Here is a 15,182-nt window from a genome sequence, read left to right as displayed (position 1 = left end):
ATCCCACTCCCCTATGCAAGCACGCTCCGAAGACCGCGCGCCAGCGCGCCCCGCCCGCCACCCGCAGCGCGAGCCGCGCGCCGCGCTGCCCTCCAGCGCGACGCACTGGGTCGCCGTCTGGCGCCGCAACTATCTGGTGTGGCGCAAGCTCGCGCTCGCCTCGATGTTCGGCAATCTCGCCGATCCGATGATTTACCTGTTCGGCCTCGGCTTCGGGCTCGGGCTGATGGTCGGCCACGTGGACGGCGTCTCCTATATCGCCTTCCTGGCGGCGGGCACGGTGTCGTCGTCGGTCATGATGTCGGCGAGCTTCGAGTCGATGTACTCGGGCTTCTCGCGCATGCACGTGCAGCGCACGTGGGAGGCCATCATGCACACGCCGCTCTCGCTCGGCGATATCGTGCTGGGCGAGATCGTCTGGGCCGCGAGCAAGTCGATGCTCTCGGGCGCCGCCATCATGCTCGTGGCAGGCGTGCTCGGCTACGCGAGCTTTCCGTCCATGCTGCTCGCGCTGCCCGTGATCGCCCTCGCCGGACTCGCGTTCGCAAGCTGCGCGATGATCGTGACGGCGCTCGCACCGTCGTACGATTTCTTCATGTTTTACCAGACGCTCGCGCTTACGCCGATGCTGCTGCTTTCGGGCGTGTTCTTTCCGATCACGCAATTGCCGCCGGCCGCGCAACACATCACGCTGATGCTGCCGCTCGCGCATGCCGTCGAGTTGATCCGCCCGGCCATGCTGGGGCGGCCCGTAGAGAATGCGGCAACGCACGTGTTCGTGCTGGCCCTGTACGTGCTGGTGCCGTTCGCCATCGCGACGGTTTTGTTCCGCAGGCGGATGATGCGCTGAAAGCGCAGGCGGCAGCGATGTGCGCCGCCTCGCGCAGCGGCGAGACATGACGACGGATCAGTCCTCGTCGTCGCCCCAGGGAATATCGACGTCCGAAATAAAGGCGACCGTCGCGAACGGGCCGCCTTCCTCGCGGCCGAGCTTGCCGTCGGCGCGATGCCATTCAACGCGGAACGTGGTTGCCGGCGTTTGCGCGAGTAGCCGCACCATGCGGATCTCCTCGGGGTCGGAGTCCTCCACCGGACCGTCGAGCGAGACCAGCAACTGCTGCGGCCACACGCCGTCGGCGGGATCGTAGATACGGTCGCCGTCGGGGATCGCGACGTGCGCCTCGACGCCGATCGTTGCCGAAGCCTCCACGACCATCTTGCCGAGCGCGCGCAGCACGGCCGTCGCGCGCGCCGAATTGGCCTGGCGAATGGCGAGGTCGCCGCGCGTGAGCGCCTGTTCGAGTTTCGGATTCGTTTTCTGCTGTGCCATGCTCATTCCTGGGCCGAAGGCCCTCTCTCTTGTCAAACGGCCTAAACGGCCCAAACGGCCGCCGGTAATCGCTGCTCGCCGTTGTTGCCCGATTCGCTGCCCGATTCCGTTCGCACTCCATCGTAGCATCGCGAATGCGGGCCACACCAAAGCACCGTGCGAGCATGCCACACGCCGCTAGAAGCCGAACGCCACCACGGCGAGGCCCGAGACCACGCCGAACAGCACGACCACCGCGGCCACGAGCGCCAGCGTACGCGCACGGAACGAGCCCGCCAGCATCGCGAGCGAAGGCACACTCACGGGCGGCAGCGTCATGAGGAGCGCGCCTGCCGGACCCACGCCCATGCCGAGTGCAAGCATCGCCTGGATGATCGGCACTTCGCCGGCCGTCGGGATCACGAACAGCATGCCCGCCACCGCGAACGCGACGATCCAGCCGAGACTGCTCGTCACTTCGGGCCCGATATGCGGAAAGAGCCACGCGCGCGCCGCGCCGAGCAGCAGCACGAGCACGATGTACTCGGGAATGAGGCGCACGGCCATGCGCACGAAGAGCGTCAGCCAGCGCACGAACATGTTTCCGCCGTCCGCCTGCTGCTGCGCAAGATGGGCGAGGCGGTCGTCGGCGGCGTGCGCCTCCTGCGGCGTGACGAGCCGGTTCGCGAGCCAGCCGAGGCCGAAGACCATCAGCACGCCCAAGACCAGACGCAGCGCGCTCCACTGCCAACCGAGCACGAAACCCATGAAGACGAGCGTGGCGGGATTGAGCACGGAATTGCCGAGCCAGAACGCAATCGCGCCGCCCGCCGAGGCGTTGCGCGCGCGCAGCCCGGCCACCACGGGCGCCGCGCAGCAGGTGCACATCATGCCCGGCACGGCGAGCAGGCCGCCTGCCGCAACGCTGCCGAAGCCGTGCCGCCCGAGCACGCGCGCGACCCATTGGACCGGCAGCAGCGCCTGGACCGCCGACCCCAGCAGCAGCCCGAGAACCATTGCCTGCCAGATCGCCTTGCCGTAAGCCCACGCGTAATCGAGCGCGGCGGACGCCGACGGAGCCGGCGCGCTGGCGTCGGCGCCCATCAGAATGGACTTGCCGATCGAATGGGTGGCCTCGGCCGTAAAGGCGCGGTGGTAATACGGGAACCACTTCACGTAGAAAAGACCGGCCACGGCCAGCAGAAGAAAAATGGGCCAGCCATACGAGGGCGTCGGTTGCGCGTCGCGGGCGCTCGTCATCGTGAACGTTCTCCGGGAAATGATGTGAGCTATCGGGGCCGCATCCGGCGATACGGCCCCGACAGCGCAAGCTGGATCGTAGTGTATGGCGCACGAATCGCCAAACGGCTTTCGCGGCACGGCGAACACTGCCGGCGCTACGCTGCCGCTGGCGCCGGTACTGCACTGCCGCTGGCGCGGCGTGCGCAAGGATACACGCACCGCACGGGCAGCGGTGCATGGCACGGGTCGTGCAAGTCGCGCAACGACCCGGACCAGCCGGGCGCGAGGGGTCCCGGCGGCTTCCGGCTGGCGGTCAGGGTGCGGGGTTGGGCTGCAGCTCGTGGAGTGCGTCGATCTGCGCGAGCACTTCGGGCGAGAGCTTTACGTCGACGCTGGCGATGTTCTCCTGCAGCTGCGCCATCGACGTCGCGCCGATCAGATTGCTCGTGACGAACGGCCGGCTGTTGACGAAGGCGAGCGCGAACTGCGCGTGCGTGAGGCCGTGCTCCTTCGCGAGCGCGACGTACCGCGACGTGGCCGCCACGGCCTGCGGCTTGCTGTAACGCTGAAAGCGCTCGAATTTCGTGATGCGCGCGCCTGCGGGCCGCGCGCCGCCCCCGTACTTGCCGGAGAGCCAGCCGAACGCCATCGGCGAATACGCGAGCAGACCGATGCCCTCACGATGCGTGAATTCGGAAAGCCCGCTTTCGAACGTGCGGTTCACGAGGCTATAGGGATTCTGGATGCTGACGATGCGCGGCAGGCCCAGCTTTTCGGATGCGCGCAGGAATTGCGCGACGCCCCACGGCGTTTCGTTCGACACGCCGATGTGGCGCACCTTGCCCGCCTTCACGAACTCGGCCAGCACCGACAATGTCTCCTCGATGGGCACCGTATAAGCGTCGTCGACCCACGGATACGCGTTGCGGCCGAACGTCATCGTGCTGCGGTCGGGCCAGTGCAGCTGATAGAGATCGACGTAATCGGTCTGCAGACGCTTGAGACTGCCTTCCAGCGCCTCGGTGAGATTCTTGCGGTCGAACTGGTTGCCCTCGCCGCGGATATGGCGCGGATTGTGCGGCTGGCGCGCCGGCCCGGCGATCTTGCTGGCGAGCACGATGCGGTCGCGTGCGCCGCGATGCTGCGCGAGCCACGTGCCGATATAGCGCTCCGTGAGGCCCTGGGTCTCGGGCCGCGGCGGCACCGGATACATCTCGGCGGCGTCGATCAGCGTAACGCCGTGATCGAGCGCGTAGTCGATCTGTTCGTGCGCATCGCGCTCGGTGTTCTGCTCACCCCAGGTCATCGTGCCGAGACCGATCAGGCTCACCTTTACGTCCGTGTCGCCGAGTGTGCGGTAGTCCATCGCAGCGTATTCCATCGTCAGTTGGTCAGACCCCGAAGCTAACACGCCTGGGCGGATTTTTCAGAGGATCGTCCAGCCGACGCGAGGTTTGCGCCGTGCGCAACGCAAGATGGCGTCTGGGTTAAAATGCAAGGTTGATTCCCGCATGCTGCGTTTTCGCGCCTTTTCCCATGTCCGCCAATTCTGCCTCCAGCCCCCGCCGCGTCTCCGTGGCGCCGATGATGGACTGGACCGATCGTCACTGTCGCTCGCTGCACCGGTTCATCTCCCGGCACACGTGGCTTTATACGGAGATGGTGACAACGGGCGCCCTGCTCCACGGCGACGTGCCGCGTCATCTGGCGTTCGCGCCGCATGAGGCGCCCGTGGCGCTGCAACTGGGCGGCAGCGAACCCGACGACCTCGCGCGCTCGGCGAAACTCGGCGAACAATGGGGCTACGACGAAATCAACCTGAACTGCGGCTGCCCGTCCGAACGCGTGCAGCGCGGGGCGTTCGGCGCCTGCCTCATGAACGAACCGCAACTCGTGGCCGACTGCGTGAAGGCCATGCGCGACGTCGTTTCGGTGCCGGTAACGGTCAAGCACCGCATTGGCGTGGATGCGGTCGAGACGTATGCGTTCGTGCGCGATTTCGTCGGCACCGTCGCCGACGCGGGCTGTGACGTGTTTATCGTCCACGCGCGCAACGCGATTCTCAAGGGGCTCAGCCCGAAGGAAAACCGCGAGATTCCGCCGCTGAAATACGAGTACGCCTATCAGTTGAAGCGCGACTTCCCGCACCTCGAAATCATCATCAACGGCGGCATCAAGACGCTCGACGAGGTTGAAACGCATCTCGAGCATGTGGACGGCGTAATGCTCGGCCGCGAGGCCTACCACAACCCCTATGTGCTGGCCGACGTGGATGCGCGCTTCTATGGCTCGCAGGCGTGCGCGCCCACGCGCGAGGCGGTGGAGGCGAAGCTCATCGAGTACTGTGCGCAAGAAATTGCACGCGGCACGCATCTGAGCGCGATCACGCGCCACGCGCTGGGACTCTATCGCGGGGTGGCCGGTGCGCGCGGCTGGCGCCGCGTGCTCTCGGACAACCGCAAGCTCGCGAAAGCCGACCTCGCCCTCTTCGAGGAGGCGCGCGAGCATCTGCCCGCGGCGGCGTTCTCCGAGGATGTGCCGGAAACGTCTGCGGAAATATTTCAATGAAAGGCTAGGCAAGCGCAATAGGGTGTGTATATAATCTTGCTTCTCGATTGATGACGCTGCCATGTTGCAGCATGGTCGAGCAAAGTTGTGCAGTGGTGGCTGTAGCTCAGTTGGTAGAGTCCAGGATTGTGATTCCTGTCGTCGTGGGTTCGAGTCCCATCAGCCACCCCAAGAGAATTCAAGCAAAAAGCCCATCTCGTCGAGCTGGGCTTTTTACTTTCTGTCGTCTACGTCGACAACCTGCCCTTGCAGCAAGCAGCTCTCAAGCGTCTCGAATCCCAAGAACAGCAAGCGCGGCCGCACGGCACATGCCTGGCGCGATAACGCCGGCTCATGGCTTACTGCGAACCGCAAAGTCAGTTCGCGCGCGTAGCCGGCGTTGCACCGCTACCCTTGCCCGTCCACCCATCCCCGCGCCGCCTCGAACCCGGCCTCGGCGGCGGCATGCTCGGTCGACCACAGCCGGTCGATATGGACCAGTTGCCAGTCCTTCACCACCGCATTGCCGCGCAGCACGCGAAAATGAGCCTTCACCCCCGTTAGCATCTGTTCGACCGCCACTTCGATGTCGAAGTCCTTGTAGTGCTCCTGATAGTCGCCCATGTCGAGGCCCTTCGGCTCCATGATCGCTTCTCCGTCGTGGCAGACCGGACCATCGTAGCACTTCCGCGCGCGTCAAAGCCTCGCGATGGAGACCTCCGTCGACTTCACGAGCGCCACCACCTCCGATCCCACCTTGAGGTCGAGCTCGTCGATCGAACGCGTCGTGATCACCGACGTCACCACGCCGAACGGTGTGTCCACATCGACCTCGGAGACCACCGGACCGCGGATGATCTCCTTGACCTTGCCACGAAACTGGTTGCGCACGTTGATAGCGGAAATACCCATAAAATCAGCCTCGAAAATTGGAATGGAATGGACAAAAAGGCAGCGAGAACGCACTACACCTGGCACGCCGCGCAGGCTTCACGCCGCGAAGGCAGGCTGTCGGGTGCGCGGCTCAACACGCGATCGAGCACGCGCGCTTCGAGCGCCGCAAAGCGCGCGTCGGCGCGCTGGCGCGGGCGTCCCAGCGGCACCGGTTCGTCGAGCGCGATGTTCCCCGCCTCCACGAGCAGAACGCGTTCGCCCAGTGCCACCGCCTCCTGCACGTCGTGCGTGACGAGCAGCGCCGTGAAGCGGTGTTCGCGCTAGAGGCGTTCGATCAGCGCGTGCATTTCGATGCGCGTCAGGGCGTCGAGCGCGCCAAGCGGTTCGTCGAGCAGCAGAAGATTCGGCCGGTGCACGAGCGCACGCGCCAGCGCCACGCGTTGGCGCTGGCCTCCGGAAAGGCGCGCGGGCCATTCGTCCGCGCGTCCCAAGAGCCCCACTTCGTCGAGCACGGCGCGCGCATCTTCGCGCGCGCCGCGGCCAAGGCCCAGCATCACGTTCTGCAGCACCGTTTTCCAGGGCAGAAGGCGCGCGTCCTGGAACATGATGCGCGTCTCGGGCGGCGCACCCGCCTCGCCGTGCCGGATCAGCTCACCGGCGTCCGGCGTCTCGAGCCCCGCAATGAGGCGCAGCAGCGTAGACTTGCCGCAGCCGCTACGGCCGACGATCGAAACGAAGCTGCCGCGCTCGATCGACAAATCGAAACCGTCGAGCACCACGCGTGGCCCATAGCGCTTGCCCACGGCACGCAATTCCACCGCCGGCGTGCCGCCGCGCAATAGCCCCGGCGCGCCTTCCGCGTCCCGCCCACTTGACCTCGACGTGTCGCCTTTCGCCCGACGGGGCGGCTCGACTGTGCCGCGCTCGCGCTGCCGCTGCGCCTCGATTTCGGCCTGCAGATCGTGGCCCGCAATGCCGGCATAGCCCGGCGCCAAAATCGTCGCGCTCATGTATCGCTCCCGGTTTGATACGCGGGGTGCCAGCGCAGCACGGCACGCTCGAGCGATCTGGCCAGCACGTCCGCCAGCTTGCCGAGCAATGCGTAGAGCAGAATGCCGACCACCACCACATCGGTTTGCAGGAATTCGCGCGCGTTCATCGTCATGTAGCCGATGCCCGACTGCGCGGAGATCGTTTCGGCGACGATCAGCGTCACCCACATCAACCCCAGCGCGAAGCGCACGCCGACGAGTATCGACGGCAACGCCCCCGGCAGGATCACGTCGCGATAGAGCGCGAAACCCTTGAGGCCGTAGCTGCGCGCCATCTCCACGAGGTTGGCGTCCACGCAGCGAATGCCGTGGAAGGTGTTCACGTACATGGGGAAAAACACGCCCAGCGCGACGAGAAAAAGCTTGGCCTCCTCCTCGATGCCGAACCACAGGATCACGAGCGGAATCATCGCGAGCGCCGGGATATTGCGGATCATCTGGATGGTCGAGTCGAGCGCGGTTTCGACGGGCTTGAAGAGCCCCGTCGCGAGGCCGAGCGCGAGCCCGAAGCCTCCGCCGATCGCAAAGCCCGCCAGCGCGCGCCAGGTGCTCACGCGCACGTCCTGCCACATTTCTCCTGACTCGATCAGCGCCCAGGCGGCCCTGAGCACGGCAAGCGGCTCGGGCAGCACACGCGAGGACAGCACGCCGCCGCGCGCAGCCAGCTCCCACGCCGCGAGCATCGCGAGCGGCACGATCCATGGCGCCACGCGGGCGAACGCCGCACGCAGCAGGAGTCCGAACGAATGCCGGTCACGCGGCCCAACCATCGAAGCAACAGCCGTTTGACTCATGAAAAACCTCTCCGAACCGGTTGACGATGTTCCGCCGGCGTTCAGCTCTGGCTGGCGCGCGGCAAATACTGGTTGCCCACCACCTCGCCGAACGGCCCCGACAGCGGGCCGTCCGCACGCTTCGCCTGACGCCCCGGCAACAGCGGAAACACGAGTTCGGCAAACCGGTAGGATTCCTCAAGGTGCGGATAGCCGGAAAGAATGAACGTCCCGATGCCGAGGTCCGCATACTCCTTCATGCGCGCCGCCACCTGTTCCGGATTGCCGACCAGCGCCGTGCCGGCGCCCCCGCGCACGAGCCCCACGCCGGCCCAGAGGTTCGGATAGACCTCGAGTTCCTTGCGCGTGCCGCGCTTGCCGCCGTGCAGCGCGGCCATGCGGCGCTGCCCTTCCGAATCCATCTTGCCGAACGCGGCCTGCGCACGGGCGACGGTCTCGTCGTCGAGGCGGCTGATGAGACGCTCGGCGTCGGCCCAGGCCTCTTCCTCGGTCTCGCGGACGATCACATGCAGACGGATGCCGAAGCGGATCGTGCGGCCGTGCTCGGCCGCGCGCTTGCGGATGTCGGCGATCTTCTTCGCGACGGCCTCGGGCGGTTCGCCCCACGTGAGGTAGGTGTCGATGTGTTCGCCCGCAATGGTGTGCGCCGCCGGCGACGAACCCCCGAACCAGAGCGGCGGATGCGGATGCTGCACCGGCGGATAGAGCGCCTTGCCGCCCCTCGAGACCAGATGCTTGCCGATAAAATCGACCGCTTCGTTGGTGTGCGACGCGGCCAGCAGCCGGCGCCAGATATGGAGGAATTCGTCGGTGATTTCGTAGCGCGTGTCGTGATCGGCGAAGAAGCCGTCGCCTTCGAGTTCGACCTGGTCGCCGCCCGTCACCACGTTGATGAGCAGGCGCCCGTTCGAGAGCCGGTCGAAGGTCGCCGCCATGCGCGCCGAGAGCCCCGGCGAAGACAATCCGGGGCGGATCGCCACGAGGAATTTCAGGCGCCGCGTGGCCGCGATCAGGCTCGATGCGACGACCCAGGCGTCTTCGCACGAACGGCCCGTCGGCAACAGCACGCCTTCGTAGCCGAGCGTATCGGCAGCGGTGGCCACTTGCTGGAAGTACGCGAGGTCAGCGGCGCGCGCGCCCTCGGACGTGCCCAGATAACGGCTGTCGCCATGGGTCGGGATGAACCAGAACACATTCATGCATTGCTCCTGCGGGGTGCTAAACGAAAAATGCGGGACGAAAAGCGGCTGACTGGCGTGCGCCATACAAGTACAAGGCGATCCGCCGACGGCGGGGCCGTCGTAGTCATGGGGAATCAGTCTAGGGAGGGGGGCCGGGCTTTTGAACGATTTTTTAAAGCTTAGGTTTTCCGCTTTCGTGCTTTGGCGCGCCGCGCCGATATAATGGCGCACGCCAACAAAAAGCCCGGCAGGCCGCGCTCCGCGCCGCCCTACGCGCCCCGCCGCCGGTGCTTCGCACTCTCGCCGTTCACATGCAAAAACTGATTCTGCCGTTCCTGTCCGGCTTTCTCGCCTCGCTCTTCTTTCGCGAGGCCACGCTCGCGCTGTTGCACGCCGCCCAGGTCATCGACGCAGCCGGCTTTTCCACCGCGCCGTTCGTGCCGTTCGGCCTGCCCGAGTTTCTCGTGAACGCGATCTGGAGCGCGGTGTGGGCGGTGCCCATGGCGTGGCTGCTGCGCGTCTCGCCTTCGCGGCCCGCGCCCTGGGTGCAGGCGTTCGTGTTCGGCGGGCTCGTGCTCACGGCCGCCATGGTGTTCGTGGTCGATCCGCTGCACGGCATCTGGCCGAGCGGCAACATGCTGCCGCGTCTCGCGCAGGGCTTCGCTTCGAATGCGGTATGGGGATGGGGCGCGCTCGTGTTCATGCGCGCGTTCATGAGCGAAACCGTCGAGGATTGACGCCGCGCCGCGCGCCGCCGGTTCAGCCCTTCAGGCCGCGCAACGGATGGCCCGCCTCGGACCACGGGCTTTCGAACATGCGCTCGAGCTGCGCGCGCGGCACGTCCTCGATGCGCCCGAAACGCCAGTTCGGACGATTGTCCTTGTCGATGATGCGGGCCCGGATGCCTTCCATCACGTCGCCCTCGGCAAAGGTCGAGCGCGTGAGATCGAGGTCGCGCCGCAACACGTCCGCCATCGAGCCCTCGGCACGCGACACCACTTCCAGCGAGACCGCCATCGATAGCGGCGAACGCTCGCGCAGCACGCCCGCCATCTGCTCGGCCCAGCCGGACTCGGGCCCCTGCGTCTCCCGTTGCGCCGCGTCGAGCGAGGCCGCGATGGCCGGCACGTCGGGCAGCCCGAAATGCCGGTCGATCCACGCGCGCGCCTCGGCAAGCGCGCTGGTGCCGGCGGCGCGTCGAAGATCCTCGCCCACGGACGCTTCGCGCCGGATCCGCGCGACGATCTCCTCGCCCGTCGCGAACGGTTCCGTTTCGAGCGCATCGATCAGCGCGGGCCATGCCGCCTCGTCGATGTAGGCGTCGGCGAGGCCTGCATAGAGCGCCGCGGGCGCATCGATCGTTTCGCCGCTTACCGCCAGATAACGGCCGAGCGCGCCCGGCGTGCGCGCGAGAAACCAGCCCATGCCCACGTCCGGGAAGAGGCCGATGCGCGTCTCGGGCATGGCAAGACGCGTGGACGGCCCCACCACGCGCAGGCCGCCCGTGCGATGCGCGCCCTGCGAGATCCCCATGCCGCCGCCCATCACCACGCCGTTCATGAAGGCGATATAGGGCTTCAGATAAGTGAAGATCGCATGATTGAGCCGATATTCCTCCGTGAAGAAAGTATCCAGCGCGGCCTGATCGCCGGCCCGATACGACTCGTAGAGAAAGCGGATATCGCCGCCCGCGCAGAACGCGCGCGCGTGGCGCGTGCGCACCACGACGGCAAGCACGCCGGCATCGTCGCGCCAGCGGTCGAGCGCGGCCTGCATGGCGCGGACCATGCCGGTCGAGAGCGCGTTCAGCGCCTCGGGACGTTCGAGTTCGATGAAACCGATGTGGTTCGCCACGCGGGTGACGACCTGTTGGCCGGCGCCGCTCGCGGACGAGGCGGTGGGATCCTGTGACATGGCAATCGACGTGGTCGGAGATTGAGGGGCAAGTACGATGAAAGCGCACCGCCCGATGCCCGAGCAACAGACTGAAAGGCGGTGGCGATTGCCGAGCCTATCACGCCGCCGTTGTCTTCGTCGCCTTCACGGCATGCCGCCGTTCGATCCCCGCGGACGCGCGCAGCCAGACGTCCAGCACGGCTTCCACCAGTTGGTCGAGCGGCGTGCGCGAAAACGCGGGGCGCGCTGCCGCGAGCGTCGCGATGCCGTGCAGCGTCGCCCAGAACGCCTTGGCAAGCCGCATCTCGTCCGGGTGCCCGAGTGCGGCCAGCGCATCGGCAAACACGCGCACCACGGGCTCGGCCTCCTGCTCGTGCGTGCCCGGCAGATCGACGAAGACAAGGCGATAGGTCTGAGGATGCGCGTGAGCGAAGGCGATATACGCCTGCGCGAGCGCGCGCAGGCGTATCACCGGCTCTGCGGCTGACTGGGATGAATCCGCAGGCAGTTCCAGCGCGGCGAGCAACATGGCGTAGCCCTCGTCGCCGAGGGCCTGCGCAATCGCGTCGCGGTTTTCGAAATACAGGTAGAGAGAGGCCGGGGAATAGCCGATCGCATCGGCTATCTTGCGCATGGAGAGCGCCGTCAGACCATCGCGCGCCACGATGCGTCGCGCCGCCTCGAGTATGCGCGCGCGCAGCGCCTGCCGCGCGGTGTCGGGAGCGCGGCTTGCCCGGTCGCTCGTTTGTTCGCTTGTTCGTTCGTTACGTCCCATTCCGGCGATTGTCGGCGCCGTCACACGAAAAGTCGAGATGCCGGCCACGGCGTCGAGACGCGCCGGGACCACGGGACACTACGAGCAAAGCCGTCCGGGCGGGAAATGCCCGCTTTTCAGCAGAACAGGCGTGCCGTTGCTGAGTTCCAGGTGCGCGCGAGCCACTGCCTCGATACGCGGGCGGCCCGCGTCGAAGGCCTGCATGGAAGCGTCGCGGCTGAATGAGCGCGCACCGAAGTGATCCTCAAGGGCCTCCACGGAAATCGCGCACGGCACGCGGGCGCCATCGACAAGCGCCGCGAATACGACCGTCAGATTCGAATCGCGGTACACCGGCGCATCGGAAGGAAAGCGAATATTCATCTCCAGCCTCGCAGGGCAATTCGTCGGAACAATCGGAGTAGCAGGATCAAGCGGTGGATCAAGCGGCGAATCAAGCGAACACCGGCAGACGGCGTGTTGACCGATACATGTTACGCTGCGCACTACCATGCCGTCGCGAACGCATGTGCGTGTGTAGCACCCGCAGCCCCCCGGCTGCACCCGGGCCGCCCGAGGTCCTTTCCCCGGTATTCCCGCTCTCCACTTCGGCGCACACGATGGACTCGAAACTCACCGGCCGCTACTTCGTCAACGAAGAGGAAATTCCCGAACCGCAAGCCGCGAACCGCTGGTTCGACTACGCACGGGAACACGACATCGACATCGCACGGGCGATCAGCCTGTGGGAAGACGCGGCCTCGCTGGAAGGCGAGCAGAGCCGCGCCACGATTGAGGCGGCAGGCATCCGCATCGAACCGCCCGCGGTGCGCTGACACCGGCCGCGCACGTTGCCGGACACGCGGCCCAGTGCCGGCCTCGGTGCGTATCAGTGCGCCTGCATCTTCGAGAACAGATTGAGCACGACCACGCCGGCCACGATCAAGCCGAGGCCCAGCATGGCGGGCAGATCGGGCACCTGGCGGTAGAGCGCCATGGCGACGAGCGTGATGAGCACGATGCCCACGCCCGACCACACGGCATAGACGATGCCGACGGGAATGTTGCGCAGCGTAAGCGAGAGCCCGTAAAACGCGAGCCCGTAGCCCGCGACGACGATGACCGAAGGCACGAGCCGCGTAAAGCCGTTCGAGGCGCGCAACGCCGAGGTCGCAATCACTTCCGCAATGATGGCGATGACAAGCCAGGTCCAGGGGCCGAAACGCATGGCTTCAGGCCTTCGCCAGCGCAAGCTGGCCGTAATCGGCGCCGAGCAGCGCACACAGGGCCTCGACGACGAGTTCGTGATCGGCGCGCTGCGGCAGCCCCGACACCGTCACCGAACCGATCACGCCCGCGCCGGCCACCGCGAGCGGAAATGCGCCGCCGTGCGTCGCGTAATCGGCAACGGGCAGACCGTGCTTCTCGGCGAGCGTCGTGCCCGCCTGCTGCATGCGCAGACCGATCGCGTACGAGCTGCGGCGGAAATGCTCGACTACGCGCGATTTGCGGCGCACCCAGTCGACGTTGTCGGGCGTGGTGCCCTCGAGCGCGCTGAAGAAGAGCGGCTGGCCGAAGGTGCGCACGTCGATCACGACGGCAAGCGAGCGGGCCCGCGCGAATTCGTGCAGGCAGGCGCCGAGTTCCCACGCGCGGGCCGCGTCGAAACGGGGAAAGACCAGCGCCGCTTCCTGTGCGGCAATCGACTGCAGATCGTGTGCAATATCCATGGATGCGAACGGGAATGGGTCTTTCGACAGGTTCCCGATTCTAGCCTGGGGCCGCTGGCAAGCGTCCTGCAAACGACTCGAAGGGAATTCGTTAATCTCTGTTGCAATGCGGCAGCGGTCGCGCTATAATCTTTTCTTCGACGGACGCGGGGTGGAGCAGTCTGGCAGCTCGTCGGGCTCATAACCCGAAGGTCGTAGGTTCAAATCCTACCCCCGCAACCAAGCAAATCAAAGGGTTACAGCGTTTTTACGCGTAACCCTTTTGTCTTTTCCGGCTTCCTGTAACCGCCATGTAACCCGCTGGCGGCAATCTGTCTCAACAGATACCAACGTGCTGATGGCCCGGCCAGCGAAAAGATTGCGCCCGCAACCTTGCCGAGCGGGCGCTCGCGCATACCGTGGCGAACAAGGTTGAGGCAGCCTATCACCGCACAGACCTTCTGGAACAGCGCCGCCCGATGATGGAAGCGTGGGCGGCGCATGTGAGCGACAACGCCGGATGATCTCTGTCCCGGCCACGCTAAGCAACGTCGCGGCCCGGAATGAAGTCATTTGGCACTCGCCTTGTACTTTTGACCATTGAAAAAGTACCGTTTACGAACACCTTCCTCGGCGGTTCCAGATGCGACGACAATACCGACGAAACTGCTGCGTGATTTTCCGGAAACCGTCACGCTATACCCGCCGGTTGCAAGTATGAGCGATGGCTCGCCTGTTGATGGGCTTTCCACTAGCCATATTGGGCCCAACGCCGCCCCCCATCCGCAAGCTTCGCTAGTGGTAACAAACCATGTAGAGACAAGATTATTTGACGAGAGAGGAATTTTTTTTCCTTGGATCTTGCAATTCAGTGACTCAAACGGCTTAAAGGAAACGTCCGATTCAATGGTTGAGCGGATAATTTGTGGAACCGGTCCGAGGTCTGAACTCTCGACGGACGCAAGTGGCTCAGATGCTTGCGCAAAACAAGTTACGCACGCTGCCATCAAAAATACCAATATTGATTTCATACCTACTCTCAGTCTGCCACGTTAGAGCATATGTTATTCAAAATAAGATCAAACACCGGCATCACCTTAGATTCCGATATCTCCTTCCCACCATATGCCAAGCTCGGTCCGTCATGGTGATACGCATACGTCATTACAAAAATATTTCTACCGGTTGCTCCGCCTGCAATTGCAAGTCGCTTATTTTCCAAATAATGTCTCACCATCGCATCGGCACCTTGCTCGGCATCGAATCGCTGGCTGCCTGTATTAATTCCATATGATGATGCTGTTTGATCAACAAACTGCCCTAACCCTGAGGCAGAAGTAGTTCCCGCCGCTGCGTCAGGGTTAAATCCGGATTCGTGACGTGTCATCGCCAAAACCATCGCAATATCCTCTCTATTCAGATGATATTGACGCCCTTTCTGAACCAAGAAATCAATAACCTTCATTTGCGCATCTTTCGATGCATCACCACCTCTTCTACTATTCCCTGAAACCCGGCCAGGTGATGTATCAATGGGGAGCCGATAATGACTCCAGTTCACAATTTGACTCTCTCTGTAGGCGGGGGCTGCGTGAGGCACCCAAATCGCATCATAATTGATGCAGTTACACGATTGCGCATACGCAAAATTACCCACCAGCCCAATCGGGTGCATGTGCCACACGTCCGGATCAGCCGGAAAACCCTTGACAGCCTTCACCTTGTCCCACCATTGCAGCTTCTTGATCCGTTCCATCTCGGTCTTCCAGATGGGTCCGCCAAGCGTCCCCATCAGCGGCAGAAA

At 64.8% G+C, this 15,182-nt stretch carries 19 protein-coding genes, 2 tRNA genes and 1 pseudogene; 6 read left to right on the top strand and 16 right to left on the bottom strand.

Features of this window, described 5'->3' with window-relative positions; all coding sequences use genetic code 11:
• Positions 1-13 precede the first annotated feature (13 nt).
• Complete coding sequence (locus BAC01S_RS24935; RefSeq protein ID WP_027797208.1) at positions 14-850, top strand: ABC transporter permease; 837 nt, start codon at positions 14-16, stop codon at positions 848-850.
• A gap of 57 nt (positions 851-907) precedes the next feature.
• Here the strand turns inward: BAC01S_RS24935 and BAC01S_RS24930 are convergent, their stop codons facing one another.
• The 3 genes from BAC01S_RS24930 to BAC01S_RS24920 form a co-directional block, all read right to left on the bottom strand.
• Positions 908-1,330 (bottom strand): hypothetical protein, encoded by a 423-nt coding sequence (locus tag BAC01S_RS24930; protein WP_027797207.1) that lies wholly within the window; start codon positions 1,328-1,330, stop codon positions 908-910.
• A gap of 177 nt (positions 1,331-1,507) precedes the next feature.
• Positions 1,508-2,569, bottom strand: a complete 1,062-nt coding sequence (locus BAC01S_RS24925) for a permease (protein ID WP_027797206.1) — start codon at positions 2,567-2,569, stop codon at positions 1,508-1,510.
• Between the two features lie 295 nt (positions 2,570-2,864).
• Complete coding sequence (locus tag BAC01S_RS24920) at positions 2,865-3,917, bottom strand: NADP(H)-dependent aldo-keto reductase (RefSeq protein ID WP_027797205.1); 1,053 nt, start codon at positions 3,915-3,917, stop codon at positions 2,865-2,867.
• A 170-nt stretch (positions 3,918-4,087) separates the two neighbouring features.
• Between BAC01S_RS24920 and dusA the strand changes: the two genes are divergently transcribed.
• Together dusA and BAC01S_RS24910 are read left to right on the top strand one after the other, a co-directional pair.
• Positions 4,088-5,119, top strand: coding sequence for a tRNA dihydrouridine(20/20a) synthase DusA (dusA, locus tag BAC01S_RS32540; protein ID WP_062859423.1), 1,032 nt, complete (start codon positions 4,088-4,090; stop codon positions 5,117-5,119).
• Between the two features lie 95 nt (positions 5,120-5,214).
• Positions 5,215-5,290, top strand: a tRNA-His gene (locus tag BAC01S_RS24910).
• A 216-nt stretch (positions 5,291-5,506) separates the two neighbouring features.
• Here the strand turns inward: BAC01S_RS24910 and BAC01S_RS24900 are convergent.
• The 5 genes and pseudogenes from BAC01S_RS24900 to ssuD all read right to left on the bottom strand — a co-directional run bounded on the left by BAC01S_RS24900 (position 5,507) and on the right by ssuD (position 9,037).
• Entirely contained in the window at positions 5,507-5,743 is a 237-nt protein-coding gene (locus tag BAC01S_RS24900) for a hypothetical protein (protein WP_027797204.1), read from the bottom strand.
• Positions 5,744-5,794: 51 nt separating this feature from the next.
• On the bottom strand, positions 5,795-6,010 hold the full coding sequence (locus BAC01S_RS24895; protein ID WP_027797203.1) for a TOBE domain-containing protein: 216 nt from the start codon (positions 6,008-6,010) through the stop codon (positions 5,795-5,797).
• Positions 6,011-6,063: 53 nt separating this feature from the next.
• Positions 6,064-7,002, bottom strand: a pseudogene (locus BAC01S_RS32535) (ATP-binding cassette domain-containing protein).
• The gene (gene ssuC, locus BAC01S_RS24885) at positions 6,999-7,814 is read right to left on the bottom strand and encodes an aliphatic sulfonate ABC transporter permease SsuC (RefSeq protein WP_245616674.1); all 816 of its coding nucleotides are present in this window, start codon (positions 7,812-7,814) and stop codon (positions 6,999-7,001) included. Before ssuC ends, BAC01S_RS32535 begins: the two are co-directional and overlap by 4 nt.
• A gap of 65 nt (positions 7,815-7,879) precedes the next feature.
• On the bottom strand, positions 7,880-9,037 hold the full coding sequence (ssuD, locus tag BAC01S_RS24880) for an FMNH2-dependent alkanesulfonate monooxygenase (RefSeq protein WP_027797201.1): 1,158 nt from the start codon (positions 9,035-9,037) through the stop codon (positions 7,880-7,882).
• A 293-nt stretch (positions 9,038-9,330) separates the two neighbouring features.
• Between ssuD and BAC01S_RS24875 the strand changes: the two genes are divergently transcribed.
• The gene (locus BAC01S_RS24875; protein ID WP_027797200.1) at positions 9,331-9,756 is read left to right on the top strand and encodes a hypothetical protein; all 426 of its coding nucleotides are present in this window, start codon (positions 9,331-9,333) and stop codon (positions 9,754-9,756) included.
• A gap of 22 nt (positions 9,757-9,778) precedes the next feature.
• On the opposite strand, the gene BAC01S_RS24870 is transcribed toward BAC01S_RS24875, so the two are convergent.
• The 3 genes from BAC01S_RS24870 to BAC01S_RS24860 form a co-directional block, all read right to left on the bottom strand.
• Positions 9,779-10,933, bottom strand: a complete 1,155-nt coding sequence (locus BAC01S_RS24870) for an enoyl-CoA hydratase/isomerase family protein (protein WP_043203622.1) — start codon at positions 10,931-10,933, stop codon at positions 9,779-9,781.
• Between the two features lie 100 nt (positions 10,934-11,033).
• Positions 11,034-11,738 carry a TetR/AcrR family transcriptional regulator gene (locus BAC01S_RS32530; RefSeq protein WP_156954541.1) on the bottom strand — a complete coding sequence of 235 codons (705 nt, stop codon included), beginning with the start codon at positions 11,736-11,738 and terminating at the stop codon, positions 11,034-11,036.
• 30 nt (positions 11,739-11,768) lie between these two features.
• Complete coding sequence (locus tag BAC01S_RS24860) at positions 11,769-12,053, bottom strand: DUF1488 family protein (RefSeq protein WP_027797198.1); 285 nt, start codon at positions 12,051-12,053, stop codon at positions 11,769-11,771.
• A 236-nt stretch (positions 12,054-12,289) separates the two neighbouring features.
• Between BAC01S_RS24860 and BAC01S_RS24855 the strand changes: the two genes are divergently transcribed.
• Positions 12,290-12,505, top strand: a complete 216-nt coding sequence (locus tag BAC01S_RS24855; RefSeq protein WP_027797197.1) for a hypothetical protein — start codon at positions 12,290-12,292, stop codon at positions 12,503-12,505.
• Between the two features lie 53 nt (positions 12,506-12,558).
• Here the strand turns inward: BAC01S_RS24855 and BAC01S_RS24850 are convergent, their stop codons facing one another.
• The gene (locus tag BAC01S_RS24850; protein ID WP_027797196.1) at positions 12,559-12,897 is read right to left on the bottom strand and encodes a DMT family transporter; all 339 of its coding nucleotides are present in this window, start codon (positions 12,895-12,897) and stop codon (positions 12,559-12,561) included.
• A 4-nt stretch (positions 12,898-12,901) separates the two neighbouring features.
• Entirely contained in the window at positions 12,902-13,399 is a 498-nt protein-coding gene (locus BAC01S_RS24845) for a heme-degrading domain-containing protein (RefSeq protein ID WP_027797195.1), read from the bottom strand.
• 145 nt (positions 13,400-13,544) lie between these two features.
• Here BAC01S_RS24845 and BAC01S_RS24840 point away from each other — a divergent pair.
• Positions 13,545-13,621 (top strand) — tRNA-Met (locus BAC01S_RS24840).
• A 14-nt stretch (positions 13,622-13,635) separates the two neighbouring features.
• Here BAC01S_RS24840 and BAC01S_RS35885 read toward each other — a convergent pair.
• From BAC01S_RS35885 to BAC01S_RS34100, 3 genes are all read right to left on the bottom strand, one after another.
• Positions 13,636-13,881: a hypothetical protein gene (locus tag BAC01S_RS35885; RefSeq protein ID WP_156954540.1), complete on the bottom strand. Its 246-nt coding sequence runs from the start codon at positions 13,879-13,881 to the stop codon at positions 13,636-13,638.
• A 66-nt stretch (positions 13,882-13,947) separates the two neighbouring features.
• Positions 13,948-14,409, bottom strand: coding sequence for a hypothetical protein (locus BAC01S_RS34855; protein ID WP_156954539.1), 462 nt, complete (start codon positions 14,407-14,409; stop codon positions 13,948-13,950).
• Between the two features lie 8 nt (positions 14,410-14,417).
• The coding region (locus tag BAC01S_RS34100) for a lytic transglycosylase domain-containing protein (protein ID WP_156954538.1) at positions 14,418-15,182 on the bottom strand (765 nt) is incomplete at its 5' end.

Origin of the sequence: Paraburkholderia acidipaludis NBRC 101816 (assembly GCF_000684975.1) — a bacterium.
Lineage (GTDB): Bacteria > Pseudomonadota > Gammaproteobacteria > Burkholderiales > Burkholderiaceae > Paraburkholderia > Paraburkholderia acidipaludis.
The sequence above is the reverse complement of the archived record's forward strand: the minus strand, read 5'-3'. Positions and strand labels throughout refer to the sequence as shown.